The sequence below is a fragment of the Rhizobium sp. A37_96 genome (assembly GCF_053521765.1).
Map to the genome: position 1 here is coordinate 151,686 of NZ_JBNWDS010000001.1, position 20,318 is coordinate 172,003.

General features: G+C 61.6%; 20 protein-coding genes and 1 pseudogene. 14 read left to right on the top strand and 7 right to left on the bottom strand.

Annotation, left to right across the window (positions count from 1 at the left end; genetic code table 11):
* Positions 1–19: 19 nt before the first annotated feature.
* On the bottom strand, positions 20–628 hold the full coding sequence (locus ACQZ6J_RS00700) for a pyridoxamine 5'-phosphate oxidase family protein (protein WP_449081216.1): 609 nt from the start codon (positions 626–628) through the stop codon (positions 20–22).
* A gap of 54 nt (positions 629–682) precedes the next feature.
* Positions 683–1,648 (bottom strand): alpha/beta hydrolase, encoded by a 966-nt coding sequence (locus ACQZ6J_RS00705; RefSeq protein WP_449081218.1) that lies wholly within the window; start codon positions 1,646–1,648, stop codon positions 683–685.
* 45 nt (positions 1,649–1,693) lie between these two features.
* Here ACQZ6J_RS00705 and ACQZ6J_RS00710 point away from each other — a divergent pair, with 45 nt between their 5' ends.
* Positions 1,694–2,179 carry a MarR family winged helix-turn-helix transcriptional regulator gene (locus ACQZ6J_RS00710; protein ID WP_163990868.1) on the top strand — a complete coding sequence of 162 codons (486 nt, stop codon included), beginning with the start codon at positions 1,694–1,696 and terminating at the stop codon, positions 2,177–2,179.
* Here the strand turns inward: ACQZ6J_RS00710 and ACQZ6J_RS00715 are convergent.
* Together ACQZ6J_RS00715 and ACQZ6J_RS00720 are read right to left on the bottom strand one after the other, a co-directional pair.
* Positions 2,173–3,372 (bottom strand): low temperature requirement protein A, encoded by a 1,200-nt coding sequence (locus ACQZ6J_RS00715; protein WP_449081220.1) that lies wholly within the window; start codon positions 3,370–3,372, stop codon positions 2,173–2,175. The two genes, ACQZ6J_RS00710 and ACQZ6J_RS00715, sit on opposite strands and share 7 nt — an antisense overlap.
* Positions 3,373–3,406: 34 nt before the next feature.
* Positions 3,407–3,781, bottom strand: a complete 375-nt coding sequence (locus ACQZ6J_RS00720) for a gamma-butyrobetaine hydroxylase-like domain-containing protein (RefSeq protein ID WP_449081222.1) — start codon at positions 3,779–3,781, stop codon at positions 3,407–3,409.
* A 133-nt stretch (positions 3,782–3,914) separates the two neighbouring features.
* Here ACQZ6J_RS00720 and moaA point away from each other — a divergent pair, with 133 nt between their 5' ends.
* Complete coding sequence (gene moaA / locus ACQZ6J_RS00725) at positions 3,915–4,964, top strand: GTP 3',8-cyclase MoaA (protein WP_449081224.1); 1,050 nt, start codon at positions 3,915–3,917, stop codon at positions 4,962–4,964.
* A 20-nt stretch (positions 4,965–4,984) separates the two neighbouring features.
* Positions 4,985–5,737 carry an MBL fold metallo-hydrolase gene (locus ACQZ6J_RS00730; RefSeq protein WP_449081226.1) on the top strand — a complete coding sequence of 251 codons (753 nt, stop codon included), beginning with the start codon at positions 4,985–4,987 and terminating at the stop codon, positions 5,735–5,737.
* A 104-nt stretch (positions 5,738–5,841) separates the two neighbouring features.
* On the opposite strand, the gene ACQZ6J_RS00735 is transcribed toward ACQZ6J_RS00730, so the two are convergent.
* Positions 5,842–8,391 carry a methyl-accepting chemotaxis protein gene (locus ACQZ6J_RS00735; protein WP_449081228.1) on the bottom strand — a complete coding sequence of 850 codons (2,550 nt, stop codon included), beginning with the start codon at positions 8,389–8,391 and terminating at the stop codon, positions 5,842–5,844.
* Positions 8,392–8,725: 334 nt separating this feature from the next.
* Between ACQZ6J_RS00735 and ACQZ6J_RS00740 the strand changes: the two genes are divergently transcribed.
* The 3 genes from ACQZ6J_RS00740 to mobB are packed head-to-tail and all read left to right on the top strand — an operon-like array spanning position 8,726 to position 10,825.
* Positions 8,726–9,637, top strand: coding sequence for a DMT family transporter (locus tag ACQZ6J_RS00740; RefSeq protein WP_163990855.1), 912 nt, complete (start codon positions 8,726–8,728; stop codon positions 9,635–9,637).
* 10 nt (positions 9,638–9,647) lie between these two features.
* The gene (gene mobA, locus ACQZ6J_RS00745; RefSeq protein ID WP_449081230.1) at positions 9,648–10,298 is read left to right on the top strand and encodes a molybdenum cofactor guanylyltransferase MobA; all 651 of its coding nucleotides are present in this window, start codon (positions 9,648–9,650) and stop codon (positions 10,296–10,298) included.
* Positions 10,295–10,825 carry a molybdopterin-guanine dinucleotide biosynthesis protein B gene (gene mobB, locus ACQZ6J_RS00750; RefSeq protein ID WP_449081231.1) on the top strand — a complete coding sequence of 177 codons (531 nt, stop codon included), beginning with the start codon at positions 10,295–10,297 and terminating at the stop codon, positions 10,823–10,825. Before mobA ends, mobB begins: the two co-directional genes overlap by 4 nt.
* 50 nt (positions 10,826–10,875) lie before the next feature.
* Here the strand turns inward: mobB and ACQZ6J_RS00755 are convergent, their stop codons facing one another.
* Positions 10,876–13,380, bottom strand: coding sequence for an OmpA family protein (locus ACQZ6J_RS00755; protein WP_449081232.1), 2,505 nt, complete (start codon positions 13,378–13,380; stop codon positions 10,876–10,878).
* 367 nt (positions 13,381–13,747) lie between these two features.
* Here ACQZ6J_RS00755 and ACQZ6J_RS00760 point away from each other — a divergent pair, with 367 nt between their 5' ends.
* The 8 genes and pseudogenes from ACQZ6J_RS00760 to ACQZ6J_RS00795 all read left to right on the top strand — a co-directional run bounded on the left by ACQZ6J_RS00760 (position 13,748) and on the right by ACQZ6J_RS00795 (position 19,412).
* On the top strand, positions 13,748–14,530 hold the full coding sequence (locus ACQZ6J_RS00760; RefSeq protein WP_163987379.1) for a lysine/arginine/ornithine ABC transporter substrate-binding protein: 783 nt from the start codon (positions 13,748–13,750) through the stop codon (positions 14,528–14,530).
* Between the two features lie 118 nt (positions 14,531–14,648).
* Complete coding sequence (locus ACQZ6J_RS00765; protein ID WP_163987380.1) at positions 14,649–15,452, top strand: ABC transporter permease; 804 nt, start codon at positions 14,649–14,651, stop codon at positions 15,450–15,452.
* Positions 15,449–16,279 carry an ABC transporter permease gene (locus ACQZ6J_RS00770; RefSeq protein ID WP_163987381.1) on the top strand — a complete coding sequence of 277 codons (831 nt, stop codon included), beginning with the start codon at positions 15,449–15,451 and terminating at the stop codon, positions 16,277–16,279. Before ACQZ6J_RS00765 ends, ACQZ6J_RS00770 begins: the two co-directional genes overlap by 4 nt.
* A 184-nt stretch (positions 16,280–16,463) precedes the next feature.
* A complete protein-coding gene (locus ACQZ6J_RS00775; protein ID WP_163987382.1) occupies positions 16,464–16,730 on the top strand; it encodes an usg protein in 267 nt (88 codons plus the stop codon).
* Between the two features lie 138 nt (positions 16,731–16,868).
* Entirely contained in the window at positions 16,869–17,693 is an 825-nt protein-coding gene (locus tag ACQZ6J_RS00780) for a methyltransferase domain-containing protein (protein WP_449081235.1), read from the top strand.
* A 128-nt stretch (positions 17,694–17,821) separates the two neighbouring features.
* On the top strand, positions 17,822–18,514 hold the full coding sequence (locus tag ACQZ6J_RS00785; RefSeq protein ID WP_449081237.1) for a glutathione S-transferase family protein: 693 nt from the start codon (positions 17,822–17,824) through the stop codon (positions 18,512–18,514).
* Positions 18,507–18,788 (top strand): annotated as a pseudogene (locus ACQZ6J_RS00790) (ArsR/SmtB family transcription factor); the annotation flags it as partial. The gene ACQZ6J_RS00785 and the pseudogene ACQZ6J_RS00790, both read left to right, overlap by 8 nt.
* A 147-nt stretch (positions 18,789–18,935) precedes the next feature.
* Positions 18,936–19,412 (top strand): SRPBCC family protein, encoded by a 477-nt coding sequence (locus ACQZ6J_RS00795; RefSeq protein ID WP_449082724.1) that lies wholly within the window; start codon positions 18,936–18,938, stop codon positions 19,410–19,412.
* A 97-nt stretch (positions 19,413–19,509) separates the two neighbouring features.
* On the opposite strand, the gene ACQZ6J_RS00800 is transcribed toward ACQZ6J_RS00795, so the two are convergent.
* Complete coding sequence (locus ACQZ6J_RS00800) at positions 19,510–20,310, bottom strand: ABC transporter ATP-binding protein (RefSeq protein ID WP_449081239.1); 801 nt, start codon at positions 20,308–20,310, stop codon at positions 19,510–19,512.
* Positions 20,311–20,318: the final 8 nt, after the last annotated feature.

Below are 20,318 nucleotides of genomic sequence, written 5' to 3' on the forward strand. Positions count from 1 at the left end.
TGCTTACAAAAGCATCCCGCTACCAAAGCGTCTTGGCCGCCCGTGCCGGCCACTCGCGATCATAGGCCTCCTGGTCGAAATCGCCCTTCGCCGCCTTGAGCATCATCCCCGGGCTCGGCAGGCTTGCCGGATCGGCAAACCGCTCCGCATTCCACAGTTCGGCCCGCATCACCGCCCGCGCGCATTGGAAATAGACCTCGTCGATCGTGATCACGACGACGCAACGCGGATGCTTGCCGTCCATCTCGAAACTTTCCAGCAAGGACGGCTCGATGGAGACAACCGCGCGACCATTGAGCCTCATCGTCGTGTTCGACCCCGGAACCAGGAGCATCAATGCTACGCGTGGGTCGCGCACGATGTTCGCAAGCGAATCGACGCGGTTGTTGCCGCGCCAATCCGGGAGATGCAGGGTCTTTTCATCCCAGACACGAACGACACCGCCGAGATCGCCGCGCGGTGAGCAATCCAGCCCTTCCGGCCCGACCGTTGCCAGCGCCATGAACGGAGAAGCCTCGATCATCCGACGATAGAGCGGCGTCAGAACGCCCGTCACCTTGGTAATCGACGCCTCGCCGACCACCCCGTAGAGCTCTTTCAGTTCCTCGATGGACGTAACGATACGCATGCTGCCTCGCGCGTTTTGTGGCGACCTGCCCTAAGCCCGCGCGACGCAGGTTCGCTATGACGAGCGACGCAGCGGGGTTCGGTAGAACGATAGCACCGTCCCGTCGCCGTTTTCGAGCGGATTTTCCGCCTTCGGAGCCTCCGCGAGAAAGGCGTCGATTGCCTCAAACACCGGGGCGGCGCTGACGATGCGCCGATGCCCGAAGCCGTTGGCCCAGAAGAGGCGGACATGCGATCCCTCGGCGGCATAGGCGCGCGCATGATCGGCGCTCACCTCCTTGTCGTCCTCGGCGTGGATCACCAGGACCGGCCGGCCCGGATCGAGAACGCCGCGCTTCTGGTCATAGGAAGCAAGCGTCCTGCCCGTCACCCGGCGCACCTCGTCTTCCAAAGCTGCCTGCGTCGCAGGCCCGAGGCCCATCAACCGGCCGAAATCCCTGAACAGCCAACCCATGGCGCTCGGCGCTCCGATCAGCACCAGCTTGCTTGGGGAAAAAGGCTCGATATCAGGCAGAAAGCCCGCACACGCCAGCGCCAGAGACGCACCGCCAAAAGAGTGTCCGATAGCGGCATCGAAGGTGCCGAAGCGCTCCGAAGCGGCAGCGATGGCCGAGACGGCCAAACGCACATTCAGAAAGCGCCCGCCGGAGCGGCCGTGCCCGGGAAGATCGAGCGAGATCACTTCCGCGCCGCTGTTTGCCAGAAAAAGCGTGAGCTCGGACATGTATTCGCTGCTGGAGCCCCAACCATGCACGACGAGGTAGCGCTTTCGCAGCCCCTTCGCTCCGCCATTGAAGCGATAGGCCATTGCGCGGCCGCCGGGAAACGGCAGCATGACCTGCTCGGCCGTGAGGAGGCGCTCCCTGCCCTCCATATGGGCCGCCTTGGCCTTGGAACCACGCGGCTGGCGCGAGGGCGTCAGACAGAAAAGCCGGAAAGCTGCCTTGCCGGCAAGCCGCGGCGACAGCCTTCCGAGGCCGGACAGTCCCGACCGGGTGACCTTGAGCGCAAAGGATGGCATAGTGGGATTCCGATAATGTTCAACTATGAACAATAAAGTACAACGATGAACAAAAATCAATCCCTTCCCTGGGACCATCCGCGTTTTCGAAGCTGGATCGCCGTGGCGCGCGCCTGCCAGCTCATGCAGCAATCGCTATCGCGGGCATTGGCGCATCTCGACATCAAGCCGCCGCATCTCGACATTCTGGTCAACCTGTTTCGCTTCGAAGGGATTTCCCAGCAGGAACTCGCCCGCAAGCTGCTGGTCGGCCGGTCCAACATGAGCATGCTGCTGCCGCAGATGGAAAAGCGAGGGCTGATCGAGCGGCGCGGCGACAGGCACGACAAGCGCGTGCTGCGCCTCTACCTCACGGAGGAAGGACGGCGCGTCACGAAGGAAGCCATGACCATCCAGACCGCCCTCATCGATCGCATGCTCTCGCACGCGCCGATCGAAGAGTGCGAGGCCATTGCGGTGCATATGGAGCGCGTCGTCGGCCTCCTGATACAGGAAGAACGCGAACCGCTGGAGTTTGCCGACGATCAGTGATCGCCGGCCGAGCGCGCGGAGGGAACGACGCGGTTCAAAGACGCAAACTCCCAGATGGCGACGACTACGAGCACCGCCGTTGCGAGAATGCCGAGCTGGTAGACCACGACCATCGGCAGGGTCAGCAGCAGCAGCGCCAGCCCGGCGAGCCCCACCATATGCGACAGCGGCGGCCGACCGGTGGTCACCCCTTTGAACCACAGGTTTCCAAACAGAAAGACCGCCGGGCCGCCGAGAACGGCGGCCGCGGCATGCATATCGGCGGCATCGTGGGGATGCGCAAACAGGAATTCATCGCCAACGACGCTGAGGATGATACCGGCGAGGATGGGAATATGCGCGTAGGTAAACGCCTGCCGCGCCATGCTGCCCGGCGTGTCGTCATGCTCGATGCGATGAGCCGCCCTTTCATGGCCGAACTGGAAATAGATCCACCAGAGCGCAACCGTGCCGACGAAAGCGGTAATGAACACCGCCACGATCAACGGCGTCACCGGCTGCTCGGCAAAGGTCTTGCCGGCCTGCAGCACCGCCTCGCCGAGGCAGATGATGATGAACAGCGCGCAACGCTCCGCCAGATGCGCGCCCGATACATCCCAGTCCGCCGTCGTCGACTTGCCGAGGCCGGGCACCCGGAAGCCGAGCGCGGGCGCTGCGTATTCGATGGCGAGCGCGATCAGCCAGAGTATGACCCTCGCCTCGCCTTCGATCAGCGCGCCGGCGATCCAGAAGACACCCGACAGCACGAGCCAGCTCGTGATGCGCAGGAAATTGCGATGGTTGGCCTGGCTCGCATCCTTCAGGGCATAGACCGTGAAGAGCGAGCGGCCGACCTGCATGAAGACATAGGCGCCGGCAAAATAGATCGCCTTCTCGCCGAAAGCCTCGGGGATCGAGGCCGAGAGGATGAGCCCCGCGAACATCAGCGTAAACAGCATGATGCGTACCGGCATGCGATCCGGATCGAGCCAGTTGGTGACCCATGCGGTGAAAACCCAGACCCACCATACCGCGAAGATCAGCATGATGGCTTCAAGCGCCCCCAGCGGCGTGAAATGCTCCGCCAGCGCGTGCGCAAGCTGCGAAATCGAGAAAACGAACACCAGATCGAAAAACAGCTCGACGAAAGACACCTTGCTCTCGTTCTTGCTGCCCTTGGCGCGAAGCCAGTTTTCCCTACCCCCAAGGATCATGCCTACGCCCTTCTTTTCGTTGATGGAGATTGTGCTAGTGCGGCCTTCCGCTCGGGTCGCGACTGAGACCCTTTTCCTTCAATTCGGCCTCATAGGCCGCGAAAAGCTCATGACCCTTCTCGCCGAGTTCGCGCAGATAGGACCATGTGAAGATGCCCGTGTCATGCATGTCGTCGAATCCGATGCGCACGGCATAGTTGCCGGTCGGCGTCATGGACATGATGCCGACATTGCGCTTGCCCGGTACGGTGACTTTCTGTCCCGGCCCATGCCCCTGCACCTCGGCCGAAGGCGACAGCACGCGCAGCATTTCCGCCGGCAGGTCGAAGCTCGCGCCGTTATCGAATGTCACCCTGAGGTGATGACGGTCTTTCGATACCCGCAATTCGGTCGGCCAAACGTCGCTCATCGATTTCCCCACGCCTTTCAGTGTCATTCCGAGAATTATGCCGCCGCTCTGTCACGCGCAAGTGTAATCGAAAAGCATTTTCCTTGACGCAACAATCGCCTATGCCCACATTAGGAATCTAACGGAGGCATGAGTGAACACCATCGTCGGCAACATAGGCAACGCATCGCCGCTTCAGGCGGATGCGACCCCCATGATCGACCCTTTCGGTCGCGCCGTCACCTATTTGCGTGTTTCGGTTACCGATCGCTGCGATTTCCGCTGCACCTACTGCATGGCCGAGCACATGACCTTCTTGCCGAAGAAGGATCTCTTGACCCTCGAGGAACTCGACCGGCTCTGTTCCGCCTTCATCGCCAAGGGCGTGCGCAAGATCAGGCTCACCGGCGGCGAGCCGCTGGTGCGCAAGAACATCATGTTTCTGGTCCGGCAGCTCGGCAAGAGCGTCCAAAAAGGCGATCTCGACGAATTGACGCTGACGACGAACGGCTCGCAGCTCGCTCGCCATGCCGACGAGCTTTACGATTGCGGCGTCAGGCGCATCAACGTATCCCTCGACACGCTCGATCCCGACAAGTTCCACGCCATTACCCGCTGGGGAGACTTCTCCAAGGTCATGGAGGGGATCGATGCGGCGCAAAGGGCTGGCCTGAAAATCAAGCTGAATACAGTCGCGCTCAAGGGCTTCAACGAGACCGAAATTCCCGAGCTGCTGCGCTTTGCGCATGGTCGCGGCATGGACCTGACCGTCATCGAAACGATGCCCATGGGCGAGATCGATGAGGATCGCACCGACCAGTATCTGCCGCTCTCCGAGTTGCGCGTCGATCTCGAGCGTCAGTTCACGCTGAGCGACATTCCCTACAAGACGGGTGGACCGGCCCGCTATGTCGAAGTCGCCGAAACCGGCGGCCGCCTCGGCTTCATTACGCCGATGACCCATAATTTCTGCGAGAGCTGCAACCGCGTGCGGCTCACCTGCACGGGCACGCTCTACATGTGCCTTGGCCAGAACGATGCGGCGGACCTGCGCACGGCGCTGCGCGCCAGCGAAAACGACGCCCTGCTGCACACCGCAATCGACGAAGCGATTACCCGCAAGCCGAAAGGCCACGATTTCATCATCGACCGCACGCACAATCGGCCGGCGGTCTCACGCCACATGAGTGTCACCGGCGGCTAAACCCCATCGAGAAAATCAACATGCAGCTTGAGCTTATTCGCAATGCGACGCTGAAGGTAATCTATGGCGGCCATGTGCTGCTGATCGATCCCTATTTCGCGCCGCGCCACAGTCTTCCGTCCTTCACCGGCCGTTCTCCCAACCCGATGACGGAGCTGCCGCGCTCGATCGACGACATCCTTGAGGGCGTCGAACTGGTGATCGTGTCGCATCTGCATACGGATCACTTTGATGGCGTGGCGAAAGAGCGCGTCCCGAAGTCGTTGCCGATCCTCTGCCAACCCGGCAACGAAGAGAACATCCGCGAGGCCGGCTTCACAGATGTCACGCCCCTCACCGAATCAACCGTATGGCAAGGGCTGACGATCACGCCGCGCCGAGGCAGCCATGGCGTCGGCCCCGTAGTAGAGAAGATGGGCCCGGTGATCGGCTTCACGCTGGAGGCGGCAGGCGAGCCTACCGTCTACTGGGCAGGCGATACGGTGCTTTATCCGCCGGTCGTCGAGACGATCCGGCAAGTTTCACCCGACATCATCGTCACGCACTCCTGCGGCGCACGCTGGGACGGCGACCTGATCGTCATGGATGCGGAGCAGACGCTGGAAGTCAGCCGCATGGCGCCTCAGGCGACCATCGTCGCAACCCATATGGAAGCGCTCGATCACGCCACCGTGACGCGGCACGATCTCCGCCAGGCGGCAGACGCTGCCGGTCTCAATCCCTCACGGCTGCGGATCCCCGCCGATGGCGAAACGCTGCATCTCGGCCGGTAACTCGCCGGCCTCCTGACGAACGCCGCAGTAAGCCTCAATCGAAAGCGCCGGACCATGGCCCGGCGCTGTTGTTCGTGATGGCGTTTCTTTGGTAGACACCCTCGCTACGCGGCGCGATAGCGCGCCTCCGCGTTGCCGTACTCCGCGTAATTCACCTCGTCTTCACCGGTCCGGAAGCGGTCGATCTTTTCGGACAACGTATCGACACGCTGGCGCAGACCGTGGATCTCGGCGTTGTTTTCTTCGACCATGGCCGCATTGCGCTGGGTGATCAGCTCCACTTCGGCAACGGCGCGGGTCACTTCCTCGATCCCGGTCGACTGCTCGGTGGTAGCCGAAGAAATATCGGCAACGAGCTTCTGGACGCCGGTGACGTGGCTGATGATCTCCGCCAGCGCCGCGCCGGTCTGCTCGACCAGATGAACGCCGTTCTGCACCTGGGCGGAGCTTGCCGAAATCAGGCCCTTGATCTCCTTCGCCGCATTGGCGCAGCGTTGGGCCAGTTCGCGCACTTCCTGCGCCACCACCGCAAAGCCGCGGCCCGCTTCGCCCGCACGGGCAGCCTCGACGCCGGCATTCAGCGCCAGGAGGTTGGTCTGGAAGGCGATCTCGTCGATGACGCCGATGATCGTGGCGATCTTCTCCGACGAGCGGTTGATCTCGCTCATGGCGCCCACAGCCTTGGCGACCACCTCGCCGGACTGTGTCGCATAGGCCTGCGTTTCATTGACGGAGCTCGCCGTCTGTCGCGCGCGATCGGCGGTCGAGCGTACGACGTCGCTCAGGCGATGCAGCGCGCGCGAGCTTTCTTCGAGGGCAGCGGCCTGCTGTTCGGTGCGCCGCGCCAGATCGTCAGCCGACGTGGCAAGGTTGCCGGTGCCGCCCTTGATCTCTTCTGCGGTATAACGGACATCCGTCAAAGTCTCGCGAAGGGCTTCGACGGCATGATTGTAGGTGAAGGCCATTTCCACGAAGTCGGCGGAGAGGTCCTCGCGCATGCCCTCTTCCAGATTGCCGTCGGCAAGCTTTGCGAGAACGTCGGCCAGCGCATTGAGCGCCTGCTTCTGCTCGGCCTCGATGCGGGAGCGTTCTGCGGCGCGGCGGGCCGCCTCCTCTGCCGACAACGCGCGGGCGCTCTCGGCTTCCCGCTCCAATCGAACATTCTCGAGCGCCGCATCGCGGAAGACGCTGACCGAGCGCACCATGTCGCCGATCTCGTCGCCACGATTGCGGCCGTCGATCGCCACCTCGAGGTCGCCGCTTGCAAGGCGCGTCATGATTTCGGTGACGCGCTTCAGCGGGCCGCGCAAGGTCTCGACCAGCATCAGGCCGCCGACGATGGCAAGCAGCGTACCGACGATCATGGCGATGACCGAGACATTGGCCGAACGCTCGCTGTCTTCCTTGCCGAGTTCCTGTGCCTGGGCGACGAAGCCGCGCAGCGAGGTCATCGCTTCGGCGAGCAGGCCATTGGACCGCACGCGCGTCGTCTTCCAGTCGGCTGCGGTCTGCAGCAGATCGGCCGATCCATTGGTGAGGCCATCGATCAACGGCTTCATGTGCGCCGTGAAATCACGCATGGTAGCGTTGGTCTGTCCAAGCTCCGAAATGCGGGCAGCGGCCGCCTGCAGATCCTTGAGATCCGCAAGGACGAGATCGCGCGATGCTGAGTCACGGACATTTTCCATACGAGACGCATGCAGCGTCAGGCGGTCGACAACACCAAGGGCCTGGTCGACATGATCCAGAAGCTCTTTCTGGCCGTCGATAATCTTGTCGAGGCTGACAAAGCGATCGGCAGCGGTATCGCTGTTCTTGGCCGACTGCAGGGTCATTTCTCCCTCGATCTTCACGAAGCTCTGCAGGATCGGCCCCATCGCCTCGACCTTCTGGTCCGGCGTGCCGGAGCTTTTCAGCACCGCGTCGAGCTTGTCGGCGGCATCGGAAGCGTTCGCAACGAGAGGAGCGCCACGCTTGGAGACCAGCGCCTTGGAAACGGTTACCTGCTTGAGAATGGCATCGGCGTAGGTGCGCGCGTCCGAAATCTCTTCGGTGGAATCGGCTGCCATCTGCACCTGGATACGCAAGTTGCTCATCTTCTCCGACAGGCCCTTATAGGCAGCGGCATCGTAGAGCAGCTCCTTGGCGAAGGTTTCCTTGTCGCTGAAATCCTTACGGATGATGTCGATCTGCTTGCCGGCCGCCTTGGCGGTCGCCTCGATGCTTTGCACTGCCTTCTGGATGGCATCGACATCGCTGTCCTGCTTCTGGCGGATCGCCCAGAGCGTTGTCTCCTGCGCACGCATCTTGGCGGCAAGCTCGCTGACCTGAACGATCTTGGCCCGCTGATCGTCGCTCAACAGCCCGCTCAGACGATGAACGCCCTGCTCCTGTGCATCGATTTTATCCGCCAGCGCCTGGCGCGTCTCTTCGGACGGCGAAGCGGTAAACTCCTGCAGCGCCGCCTGCAGGTTTTCGAAGTCGCTGATATTTTCGATCGTGGCGCGCGTCACGGTCATATGACCGTTCAGAATATTGGCCGTGTGATAACCGGCCAGGCCGACACCAGCGATGAGAACCACCAGTGGCACCACGAAAATAAGAACCTTGGTGACAATCCTGCGGCCTTGCAAAAGACGATCAATGAAAAACATGCGGCGCCTCAACTGGATTATTAAAAATCTCCAGCGAAGGCGGGATCGTCATTCCTGCTGCGCTGCGGTAGGGCTTATGCCTCATGCAAAACCGCAGCGAGCGTCGGGAAATAAGATTGAATAAGAATTAATTGCCCGAGCAAAAGCCGCCATATCGGCAAAAATCTTACAACCACCGCACAATCATACGACCATTGCGCGAAAAAACTGCTCCAGGCGCAACAACTCCACCGCAGCGCACAATCGAATTCGGCCAAGGCAGGCGCACAATCGATTCCAATTTATGGAAAACGGCGCTACTCCAGACGAATACCTCGGGGGACTCAATTTTCTCATGCGACTGACCAAGAATACGCAGGGTGCGCTTTTCATGGCTGCATCCATGGCCGGTTTCTCCTGCAGCGATGCGCTGTCCAAGGCTGTTATCGCCTCCATGAACGCAGGCGAAATCATCTTCATTCGCGGCTTGTTCACGAGTTTTTTCGTTTATCTCCTCGCCCGCCGCATGGGCGCCCTGCGATCCTGGAAGGTCATGCTCCAGCCGATGATCGCGCTGCGCATCGCCTGTGAAGCGACGGCGGCGGCAACCTATATCACCGCTCTTGGAATGATGCCCATCGCCAATGCCTCCGCTATCCAGCAGGCAGTGCCCCTTGCCGTGACGCTCGGCGCAATGATCTTCCTGAAAGAGCCGGTGGGATGGAGACGCTGGACGGCGATCGCGGTCGGTTTCGTCGGCGTGCTCATCATCATCCGGCCCGGCCGCGAAGGGTTCACGACGGCCGCCCTCCTTGCCATCGCCTGCATGTTTGCAACCGCGGCCCGCGATCTGGCGACGCGCTGCATCGACAAGGAGGTGCCGTCGCTGATGGTCACGCTCTGCACCGCCATATCCATTTCCGTCTTCGGAGCCTTGTGCATCGTTCCCTTTGGCGGCTGGCAGCCGGTGAGCACGACATCGCTTCTCCAGATCCTTTTGGCCTCCGTTCTCGTGCTGATCGGCTATCAGGCGGTCATCCTTGCAATGCGCATGGGCGAAATCTCCTTTGTCGCGCCATTCCGCTATCTGAGCCTCATCTGGTCCACCCTGCTGGGCCTGATCGCCTTCGGCGAGATGCCGGACGGCTGGTCCATCCTCGGCGCGGCCATTGTCATCGCCTCCGGCATCTATACTTTCTATCGCGAGAGCAAGCGGCGGAGCGCCGAGCCTGTCGCGCAGGAATCAGAACCCCGCGTTCCCGCCTGAGGTCGCAACCATGCCCGGCTTCATCGCCAATACGGAAGACATTCCCGTCGTTCTCCTTGCGGGAGGACGATCGAGCCGCATGGGCGCAAACAAGGCATTTTCCCTGCTTGGCGAAGAGAGTCTGCTCGCTCGCATCGCCGCACGCATCGCGCAGCGGCAGATGAAGCCGATCGCGCTCAATGCGGACACCGATTGGCCCGACACCATGGGGATGGACCTCGTTCCCGACCGGATCCCCGGGAAGCTCGGGCCGCTTGCGGGCGTGCTTGCCGCAATGCAGGACACGACATTGCGCTATCCTCACGCCTCGCATGTCGCGACGCTCCCCATAGACAGCCCCTTCTTTCCGCTCGATCTCGTTCCACGGCTGGCACAGGCCATCGAAGGCCCCAACGAGATTGCGATCGCAGCGTCGCTGAGCCAGGACCATCCCGTTTTCGGCCTCTGGCCGGTCTCCATCGCCGCCGACTTGGGAACGTGGATCGTCTCCGATGAAAAGCGGCGCGTCAGGGATTTTCTTGCCCGCCATCAGGTCCGGCGCGTGGATTTTGCCGCGGTCGAAACACCGATCGGCCCTCTCGACCCTTTCTTCAACATCAATACGCCTGCCGATCTGATCGAAGCGGAAAAATGGCTGGCGGCACTGGAAAGCATGCCATGACGACATCACGGCCCAGAATCTTCGGCATCGCGGGATGGAAGAACTCCGGCAAGACCGGCCTTGCCGTGCGCCTCGTGACCGAGTTCACCCGGAGAGGCTATCGGATTTCGACGATCAAGCATGCGCATCATGATTTCGATATCGACAAGGTCGGCGCCGACAGCTTCCGCCATCGCGAGGCGGGAGCCCATGAGGTCACCATCGTTTCCGGTACGCGTTACGCCATCATGCACGAGCTGCGTGGCGAACCCGAACCGGGTTTCGATGAGATATTGGCACGCCTCGCCCCTTGCGACCTCGTATTGATCGAAGGCTACAAGCGCGAGCCGATCCCCAAGATCGAGGCCCGCCGATTGCAAGCATCCAAACGCGAACCGCTCGCTCCGCAGGATGGGCATATCGTCGCCATCGCCGCCGATTATCCCGTAGAGGATGCCGGTTCGCTTCCCGTCTTCGACCTCGATGACACTCTTGCCATTGCCGATTTCATTGCCGCGGCGGTCAGCCTGGACACGCCGGCAAAATGAAAGGCCGCCGGTTTCCCGGCGGCCCTCATGGCTTGTCTGTAAACAAAGACTTACCGATTGGACGCGACCGGGCGCACCAGCGGCGTGATGCGGCGGATCGTGACGCGGCGGTTTTCCTGCGACGGGCCGAGCGTATTCACCTTGAGATACTGCTCGCCATACCCCTGTGTTACCAGGTTTTCTGCCGGAATGCCGTAGACATCCGTCAACACGTTGGCGACCGATTCCGCGCGGCGGTCAGACAGGATCAGGTTGCTCTCCGCCGAGCCCACGGCATCCGTATGGCCTTCGATGAGGAAGGTTTCGGTCGGATCACGCTTGATGATCTGCGATATGCCGTCGGCTACACCGCGCAGCGTGCTGGCCTGAGTCATGGGAATGTCGGCGCTGCCCGTTGCGAAAGTGATCGTATCCAGGTCGATACGGCGGATCTTGTCACGGATACGGGCCGAATAACGGACTTCGTTGACCGAATAGATACGCTCGACCGGCTCGACCGGCGGTTCGCGCAGGAAGTCGTAGTAATCAGCATTACGGTTGGATGCCGTGTCGATGATGTACTGGCTCAGCGGAATGAGCAGGCGCATCGGCGGCAGATCGTCGCCCGGATCGCGGAAGTAATCGTCATTGTCGGGCCGATCTTCCAGCTCCGGCGAATAGAACAGCACGTATTCATGGCCTCGGGCATCGATACGCGAGCGCTGGATGATATCGCCGTAGCGGTTGCGGATCGTTACGACGCGATCGCCGTCGGGCTGATCGATCGTCTCGCGATAGCGGTCGCGCGGCAGCTGTTCGTAGATCGGCCGCTCGCCGCCTCGGATGAAGCGCTCGCTATCGTCGTGACGCACCACATAGGTATTGTCGACGTTGACGATCGTCCGGTTGTCCTGATTGATAATGGTCTGGACCGCGGTTCCCTGCGGCGGGACGAAGTCCGGCCGGCGATCGATGCGGCGGCCCTGCTCGCTGGTCACGGCTTCCATCTTCACCGGCGGCTGCGGCTGTCCGCCACCTGCGGCGCGCTGCGCCTCGGCGTCGGAGGTCGGCGGCTTGCTGTAAGCCGGCGGCGGCTGCTGTCCCGGATTGTTCTGAGCCTGGCCTTTCTGGCCCTGACCGGCCTGACCACGACCGCCCTGGGCGCCCGGCGCACCGGGATTCTGACCGTTGTTCAGATGTTCGCCCCGGCGAAAGGCACCCTTCTGGCTGTCCAGAACCGCGCTGCCATTTTCGACCGGCAGGATGACCGGGCCGTTGGCGGAAGCCGGATTCTCCGCGATCTTCTTGCGGCGTTCCAGTTCCTGAGGCGAGACCTGCTCGGCCGGAGGCAGCTGGATTTCGCCGGCCTGCTGGCCGTTGCCGTTGGCCGGTGCGGGCGTTGCCGTCCCCTGGGCGGGCGTCTCCGCGCCGTTTGCCGGCTGCTGCTTGCCGGGTTGCGGCGTGGTTGCCTGATTGCCGGGTTGCGCGGGCTGTGCCTGCGGCTCACCCTTCTGCGCCGGCTGCTGCGGATTGGCGCCGGGCTCCTCGCCCTGCTGCTGGTTCTGCGGCTGCTTGCCGTGGTTCTTGCCTGTGCCCGGCTTCTGCCCCTGTTGGGTGCCAGCGGTCGCCGGCGTTCCGGGCTGAGCTTCAGGCTGCGCCTGTGTCGCGGGCTGCGTCTCCGTGCCCGGCTGAGCCTTGTGACCCTGCGACGGTTCGCCGGCAGGCGCCTGCGGCTGTTCGGCCGGCTGCTTCGCCGGGTTCTCGGACTGGCCCTGCTTTGGATTGGCGTTTTGCGCGGGCTGAGCCTGATTTTCGGGCTGGGCCTTCTGATTCTGCGGCTCCTGGGCGGCGGGAGCCTCCTTCTGTGCCGGCGCAGGCTGCTGCGGCTTCGGCTTGCCCTTGGGCTCAGGTTTGGCTTCCGGCTGCGCTTCGGCGGCAGGCTGCTGCTGTTCTACCTTCGGCGGCGGCGCTTCCGCAGGCTGCTTTGCCTCGGGCTGCTTGGCCTTCGGCTTCGGCTGGGGCGCCGCAGGCTCCGCTTCCGGGGCGGCGGCCTTGGGCTGCGGCTTTGCCGCAGGCTGGGTCTGCTGCTCCTCGGCCGGCTGCTGATGCTGCTTCTTCGGTTCCGGCTGAGCCTCCGCCGCCGGCTGCTGACGCTGGGGCTTCGGCTGCTCCTGCTCCGCGGGCTGCTGGTGCTGCGCCTTCGGCGGCTGGGCTTCCGGTTGCTGCTTTGCAGGCTTCTGCGGTTCGGCTTCGGGCGCCGCCTGCTTCATCTGGTGCTGCGGCTCCGCGCCACCCTGGTGGGCGGGTTCGCCCTGGTGCTTCTGACCCTGCGGTTCACCCTCTCCGCCGCCGGCCTTCTTATGCTTGAGCTGCTCTTCTTCCGACTGTGCTGCCGGCTCCTGCTGCGCCACCTCGAAACTTGTGTCGGCGGTCGCCGTGGATGCATCGGCCGCGCCGTTGTTCAGCAGTGCGATGGGCTGTTCGCGAAGCGCCGCGGCTGCCACCGGCTCGAATGCGAGCGATAGCGAAAGCAGCGGAAACGCGGCGCTGGCAAATAGTCTGGATCGCTTTCCCATATGGGTCTCCTCTTGTGATCTTTGTCCGCCGAATTGCGAATCTCAGCGGGCAAGGCGATGCCTCAGGAACCCGGCCAATTTTCGGTTCTCGTGAGGCTGAATCGCGGCAGGCCGCTATATGTTCCCGCACTATTAAGTTGCTGCAATTAACCCTGGCTGAATGCGGCGGATAGCTTTCGTTCAGATTTCGCCGTCGCGCGCCCGCATTGCGGCGGGATCGGGCAACGGAGGTCAGGCTCGTAATTCCAGTTGCTTTTTCCAAAAAAAAAGTACGAATATCGCCGCAAGGCGGGCCACCGGCCCGCTCCACTCGAGCCGTCTGCCAAAAACAATAATGGGCTGCCGGCCACCAACAGAGAGGATCAAAATGCGCATCTCCACCCGTCTCTTTGCCGCTGCGTCCTTTGCCGCGATGTCGCTTCTCGCCGGCGCGGCGCTTGCCGACGGCGACTCGCTCGTCTTTGGCACGGACGCGACCTACCCGCCGTTCGAATCGCTTGACGCCGGCGGCAAGTTCATCGGCTTCGACATCGATATAACCAATGCGCTTTGCGATCAGATGAAGATCAAGTGCACCTTCGTGAACCAGGATTTCGACGGCATCATTCCGGCCCTGCAGGCCAAGAAGTTCGATGCCATCATCTCGTCCATGTCGATCACGCCGGAACGCCAGAAGATCGTCGACTTCACCAACAAGATCTACAACACGCCGCCGGCGATCGCCGTCCCGAAGGACTCTCCTCTCAAGGACGCAACCGACGAAGCCCTGAAGGGCAAGACGATCGGCGCACAGTCCTCCACGACGCACGCCAACTACGCCACGGCCCATCTGAAGGACGCCGAACTCAAGCTTTATCCGTCGGCTGACGAATACAAGCTCGATCTCAGCAACGGCCGCATCGATGCCGCCATCGACGACGTCGTCGTGCTGTCGGAATGGGTGAAGTCGGATGCCGGCAGCTGCTGCAAGATGCTCGGCACGCTGAAGATCGATCCGGTCGTCAATGGCGAAGGCGCAGGCATCGCCATCCGCAAGGGCGACACGGCTCTGAAGGACAAGCTCAACGCCGCGATCGCTGCGATCCGCGCCGACGGCACCTACAAGAAGATCCAGGACAAGTATTTCGATTTCGACGTCTACGGCGACTGATCGCCGGTCGATTTCCTTGGAAAAGATCACGGCGGAAGCTTGCTCTTCCGCCGTTTTTGTTTGACAACGAGAAGAATATAAGCAGAAACGCGGCAAAAGCCGCTAGGGGAAATACAGCATGAGCGGATTGTTTTCCGCCCTTGGTTCCTTGTGGACCTGGTTGAGTACGATTTTCGACCCATTGTGTGGTCCGGTCGGACTGTTCACAATATTCGGCCAGAATACGATGCTCGCCTGTGGTGATACGGGATGGGGCGATGAGTTGGCCGGCGGCCTGAAGATCACGATTGCCGTCTCGGTCTTGACACTGCCGCTTGGCATTATCATCGGCTTCTTCGTCGCGCTCGCGCAGCAATCGGAGGAAAAGTCGCTGCGGCTTGCCGCAGGCATATTCACCACGATTTTTCGCGGCTTGCCGGAACTGCTGACGCTGTTCATCATCTACTATGGCATGCAGATCCTGCTGCAATCGCTGCTTGCCAAGTTCGGCTACGATGGTCCCATCGAGATCAATGCCTTCGCGGCCGGCATGGTCGCCCTGGCGATCGTGTTTTCCGCCTATTGCTCGGAGGTGCTTCTGTCGGCTTTCAAGGCGATCCCCAAGGGCCAGTACGAGGCGGGCGATGCGCTCGGCTTCCATCGCGCGCGCACCATGCGGCTCATTATCGTGCCGCAACTCGTCCGCATCTCGCTGCCGAACCTCGGAAATCTCTGGATGAACCTGCTGAAGGACACATCCTACGTGTCGATCATCGGCCTTGCCGACATCATCAGGCAGACCGGGATCGCCGTGCGCGCCACCAAGGCGCCCTTCACCTTCTATTCGATCGCCTGCCTCTTTTATCTGACGCTGGCCGTCATTTCCTCGATCGGCCTCTTCTATCTCGATCGCTGGGCCAAACGTGCGGAGGTTCATCGATGAGCCATGCCGAAATTCTGATAGCGGCGCAGCCCGCGCCACCCAAGGCAGTCAGGACAATATCCAAGACGGCCATTGCCGGTTATTTCTTCCTGACGCTCTGGGCCATTCTCGGCGTCGCCCTGCTGGCGATGATCGTGACCGGCTGGGATGTCGACAAGCTCGAAACCTATGGGCCGAGGCTTCTCCACGGCCTTTGGATCACCGTAAAGCTCGTCGCCCTGTCTTTCGTTCTCGGCGCGATCCTGTCGATACCGCTGGCCTTCGCCCGCATGTCGAGCAACAGGATCCTGAGCACGCTGACCTATTGCTATGTCTATCTGTTCCGCGGCACACCGCTGCTCGCGCAGATCTTCATGGTCTATTACGGCTTTCCGAGCTTCCGCTGGTTCTTCGAGGATATCGGCCTCTGGTGGTTCTTCAAGGATCCCTTCTATTGCGGCGTCTTCGCCATGACGCTGAACACGGCCGCCTATCAGACGGAAATCGTCCGAGGCGCCATCCAGAGCGTGCCGAAGGGCCAGACGGAAGCAGCAAATGCCCTCGGCATCCATACGTGGATCGCCTTCCGCAAGATCATCATTCCCCAGGCCCTCATTGTGGCGCTGCGTCCTTACGGCAACGAGATCATTCTGCTGATCAAGAGCTCGGCAACCGTCTCCATCATCACGGTCTTCGATCTCATGGGCGAGACACGCTATGCGTTCTCGCGCACCTACGACTACCAGATCTATCTCTGGGCGGCGATCTTCTACCTGGTGATCGTCGAGCTGATGCGCAACGGCTGGGCGCGGATGGAAGGCCGGCTGACCCGGCATCTCAAGCGCTGATCTTTCAGAAGCGGCGCGCAAGGCGCCGCTTCTGGCAGCACTCCCGCATCATCGCTGCCAACATATTGATTTATCGCAATAAATTTCTTTCATGACGGTTTTGTAAAGCTTGAGTTTACCATGAGCTGTTTCCATATTCATGTGACCATGAGTCACGAAGAACGGGAACGGAAAGTGAAAGCTCATGCACGAAGACATGCAAAAGCAGTTGCAGGGTTATGGGTTGACGACGGCGCAGATTTTCTATCGCCTGCCCGATCATCCGCAGTTTCTCCAGACCTATATCTGGCAGGACTATGACCTTGCCCCGAACTTCCCGGAAATGCGCGGCTTCCTGAAGTTCTGGCAGGAGAAGCTGGACGGGCCGCTTCATTCCGTGCGCTATGTGCACCGCAAGCTGATTTCGGCAAGCGAATGGCGCGCAGTGAAGGGGGAGTTCATCCTTCACTAGCCGCCTCCCCAAGCATTCCATGCCGTGAGCGCCCGACCGCGGATTATGGCGGCACGCCCTCTCTCGCCGCGCCGCAAGCATTGCAAAAGCCGATCAGTCGTCTTAATGCCTGCGTAACAAAAGGAAGGGCCGGCATCCATGGCAAAGAAGAAGATCGACGAAGACGCGCTTGCGGAAGCCTATAACCGCGCATTGGCGCTGGAGAAGGCCGGCGACATCGATGCCGCCGTGCAGGCCTATGAAGAAGTGCTGGCGCTCGATCCGGAAGATCACGGCGGCGCCGCCGTTCGCATCGCTTCGATGGGCCGCGGCGAAACGCCCGTCAAGGCGCCCGACGCCTATGTCGAGACCCTGTTCGATCAGCATGCCGAGGTTTTCGAAGACGTGCTGGTGGAGCAGCTCGGCTACCATGTCCCGGTTCTCGTTCGCCAGCGCCTGCAGGCGCTCGGCCTCGGCCCCTTCAAGCGCATGCTCGACCTCGGCTGCGGCACGGGCCTGACGGGCGGCACGCTGCGCGATATCGTCGGGGATATCACCGGCATCGACATTTCCGAGAACATGGTCGAAGTCGCCCATGAAAAGGACATCTACGAAACCCTTTTCGTCGCCGAGGTCGAAGACTTCCTCGACGACAACGACGAAGAGCCCTTCGACCTGATTACCGCGACCGATGTCCTGCCCTATCTCGGCGCGCTGGAACCCCTCTTCTTCGGCACTGCCGAAAACATGACGCCGGGCGGCCTCTTCATCTTCTCGTCGGAAACCCTGCCCGAGGCGGCCATGGCTGGTCGCCCCTACATGGTCGGTCCTCACCAGCGTTTCGCCCATTCCGAAGCCTATGTGCGTGAACGGCTGACTGCGACCGGCTTCGAACTCGTCGAAATCACCGATATCAACGTCCGCATGGAAGACGGCCAACCGACGCCGGGCCATCTGGTCGTCGCTCGCCGCCTTGCCGATTGAGGCTAAATATCCCAGGCAGGAATAGTTATCCTTTTGGATAACTATTTTCTTGCGCAACGACCCGACAGTTGATACTTAGCCATTCAGATAAGTTTCAGCTCGATCCTTGATGTCGGAAAGGTCGTCGCATGTCCCTTGTTCTCTACCAGCATCCCCTCGCCTCATTTTGCCACAAGGTGCTGATGGCACTTTATGAAAACGGAACGCCGTTCGAAAGCCGGATCATCGATCTCGGCAACGCGGAATCGCGCGCCTCGCTGGCGCGCCTCTGGCCGCTCGCCAAGTTTCCGGTCCTGCGCGACGAAGCACTCGACAGCACCATTCCGGAAACCAGCATCATCATCGAATATCTCGACCGGCACTATCCCGGCGCAACACAACTCTTGCCGACGGACCTGTCGGATGCCCTGTGCGTCCGGCTCTGGGATCGCTTCTTCGACCTCTATGTGCAGGATCCGATGCAAAAGATCGTGGCGGACGTGCTGCGGGCAAATGAGGACAAGAGTCCTCAGAGCGTATCCGAGGCACAGGCATTGCTGTCCACTGCTTATGGAATGATCGAAAAGCAGCTGGACGGGAAAACCTGGATCACAGGCGACAGCCTGACCATGGCCGATTGCGCCGCGGCGCCGGCCTTGTTCTATGCCGAAACCCTTGTTCCCTTTGGTGAGGGGCACGAGCGCTTGAAGGCGTATTATCAGCGCCTTCTCGAGCGCCATTCCTTCGCCCGCGTTCTCAAGGAAGCCATGCCCTATTTCCACATGTATCCTTACAATGAGAAACTGCCGGCGCAATTCCGGCCGGAAACACCGAATGCTTGAGGAACCGCAGGCGCTCGACCGCATGTTCCAGGCCCTTTCCGATCAGAGCCGGCGCGGCATGATCGACCGGCTCGGTCGCGGACCCGCTTCCGTCACCGAACTGGCGCAACCGCTGGACATGGCGCTACCGACCGTGATGAAACATCTGCAGGTGCTGGAGACAAGCGGGCTGGTGCTGTCGGAAAAAGCCGGCCGAGTGCGGACCTATCACCTGCGCAGGGAGGCGCTGGCATCCGTCGAGCGCTGGATTGCCGAGCGCAAGGCATCCTGGAACAACCGGCCGAGTGCGGACCTATCACCTGCGCAGGGAGGCGCTGGCATCCGTCGAGCGCTGGATTGCCGAGCGCAAGGCATCCTGGAACAAGACGTTCGACCGGCTCGACCTGTTCCTGGCGGAGACATCGACGGAGACGACAGGCGAATGAGCGAACGATCGACCGAGCATACGACCATCACCATAGAACGCCATTTCAACGCACCGCTGCCGCGCGTTTTCAGCGCCTGGGCGATCCCGGAGCAGAAGCGGCAATGGTTTGCCTGCCATGGGGATTGGAAGCCGCTGGATTTCCATCTCGATTTCCGCGCCGGCGGCAGCGAAAGCAACCGTGTCGCCTCCACGGATGGCGTCGTGCATGCCTATCAGGCGCGCTATATCGACGTCGTCCCGAACGAGCGCTTCATCTACGCCTTCGACATGATGCTCGACGACGTCAGAATTTCCGTGTCGCTGGCAACGGTCAGCTTTGCCGAGGAGCCCGGCGGCACGAAGATGACCTTCATCGAACAGGTCGTGTTCCTCGACGGCTACGGCGACAACGGCTCTCGGCTCGCAGGCACGGAAATAGGCTTCGATAACCTCAGGCTCTATGTCGAGGGAGACGACACCAGACCCAATTAAAGCAACTCCAGGAAAAAGTGCGCAGCGGTTTTCGCCCGGAATCGCGTAAAACAAAGAGATAGAGCGGTTCAACGATCCCGTGAAACGCGGAACCGCTCTAAGACCGCGCCTCGCCAAGGATCGCCGCGAGGAGCTGGCCCTCGAGTTCGGCCAATGCCGGATTGCCGTGGCGGCGCGGATGCGGATAGGGAATGTCGAGATCGAGCACGATCCTGCCCTCGTCCAGCACGACGACCCGATCGGCCAGATGCACGGCCTCGCTGACGTCGTGGGTCACAAGCACGGCGGTAAAGCCAAGCTCGCGCCAGACACGGTTCAGCAGTTCCTGCATGCTGATGCGGGTCAGGGCATCCAGCGCGCCGAGCGGCTCATCGAGTGCGAGGATACCCGGCTTGCTGACGAGCGCGCGCGCAAGCGCAACGCGCTGCTTCTGTCCGCCGGAAAGGCTGGAAGGCCACTCGCCGGCTTTTTCGGCCAGTTGCACCTCGGAAAGAACGGCGGCCGTCTCCTTCCGCGACAGATCCTGCGGCACGCCCTCGCCCAATCCGACGGCGACGTTGTCGGCGACGGAGAACCAGGGCAGCAGACGCGGCTCCTGAAAGACGATGCGCGTATTGGGTTGGGCGTCGCGACCGTCTGCGGCCTCGAACCGCAGATGACCCGCGCTCGGCTCCTCCAGCCCCATCAGGATGCGCAGCAACGTGCTCTTGCCGCAGCCGCTCTTACCGATGACGGCCACGAACTGGCCGGCGGGAATATCGAGATCGATGCCGCGCAGAACGCGGTTGCTTCCGAAACTCTTCTCCAGACCTTTGATATGGATGGCCGCAGCATCGGTAGCTCGCGGCGCGACATTTTGGGCTTCCGCCCGTGAACGATCTACCGCGATGACGCTCATGACAGGCT

Bases quoted from the DNA above. Each gene is read 5' to 3' on its own strand.
- ACQZ6J_RS00700 (WP_449081216.1), bottom strand. From the start codon at position 628: ATGCGTATCGTTACGTCCATCGAGGAACTGAAAGAGCTCTACGGGGTG.
- ACQZ6J_RS00705 (WP_449081218.1), bottom strand. From the start codon at position 1,648: ATGCCATCCTTTGCGCTCAAGGTCACCCGGTCGGGACTGTCCGGCCTC.
- ACQZ6J_RS00710 (WP_163990868.1), top strand. From the start codon at position 1,694: ATGAACAAAAATCAATCCCTTCCCTGGGACCATCCGCGTTTTCGAAGC.
- ACQZ6J_RS00715 (WP_449081220.1), bottom strand. From the start codon at position 3,372: ATGATCCTTGGGGGTAGGGAAAACTGGCTTCGCGCCAAGGGCAGCAAG.
- ACQZ6J_RS00720 (WP_449081222.1), bottom strand. From the start codon at position 3,781: ATGAGCGACGTTTGGCCGACCGAATTGCGGGTATCGAAAGACCGTCAT.
- ACQZ6J_RS00730 (WP_449081226.1), top strand. From the start codon at position 4,985: ATGCAGCTTGAGCTTATTCGCAATGCGACGCTGAAGGTAATCTATGGC.
- ACQZ6J_RS00735 (WP_449081228.1), bottom strand. From the start codon at position 8,391: ATGTTTTTCATTGATCGTCTTTTGCAAGGCCGCAGGATTGTCACCAAG.
- ACQZ6J_RS00740 (WP_163990855.1), top strand. From the start codon at position 8,726: ATGCGACTGACCAAGAATACGCAGGGTGCGCTTTTCATGGCTGCATCC.
- mobA (WP_449081230.1), top strand. From the start codon at position 9,648: ATGCCCGGCTTCATCGCCAATACGGAAGACATTCCCGTCGTTCTCCTT.
- mobB (WP_449081231.1), top strand. From the start codon at position 10,295: ATGACGACATCACGGCCCAGAATCTTCGGCATCGCGGGATGGAAGAAC.
- ACQZ6J_RS00755 (WP_449081232.1), bottom strand. From the start codon at position 13,380: ATGGGAAAGCGATCCAGACTATTTGCCAGCGCCGCGTTTCCGCTGCTT.
- ACQZ6J_RS00760 (WP_163987379.1), top strand. From the start codon at position 13,748: ATGCGCATCTCCACCCGTCTCTTTGCCGCTGCGTCCTTTGCCGCGATG.
- ACQZ6J_RS00765 (WP_163987380.1), top strand. From the start codon at position 14,649: ATGAGCGGATTGTTTTCCGCCCTTGGTTCCTTGTGGACCTGGTTGAGT.
- ACQZ6J_RS00770 (WP_163987381.1), top strand. From the start codon at position 15,449: ATGAGCCATGCCGAAATTCTGATAGCGGCGCAGCCCGCGCCACCCAAG.
- ACQZ6J_RS00775 (WP_163987382.1), top strand. From the start codon at position 16,464: ATGCACGAAGACATGCAAAAGCAGTTGCAGGGTTATGGGTTGACGACG.
- ACQZ6J_RS00780 (WP_449081235.1), top strand. From the start codon at position 16,869: ATGGCAAAGAAGAAGATCGACGAAGACGCGCTTGCGGAAGCCTATAAC.
- ACQZ6J_RS00785 (WP_449081237.1), top strand. From the start codon at position 17,822: ATGTCCCTTGTTCTCTACCAGCATCCCCTCGCCTCATTTTGCCACAAG.
- ACQZ6J_RS00795 (WP_449082724.1), top strand. From the start codon at position 18,936: ATGAGCGAACGATCGACCGAGCATACGACCATCACCATAGAACGCCAT.
- ACQZ6J_RS00800 (WP_449081239.1), bottom strand. From the start codon at position 20,310: ATGAGCGTCATCGCGGTAGATCGTTCACGGGCGGAAGCCCAAAATGTC.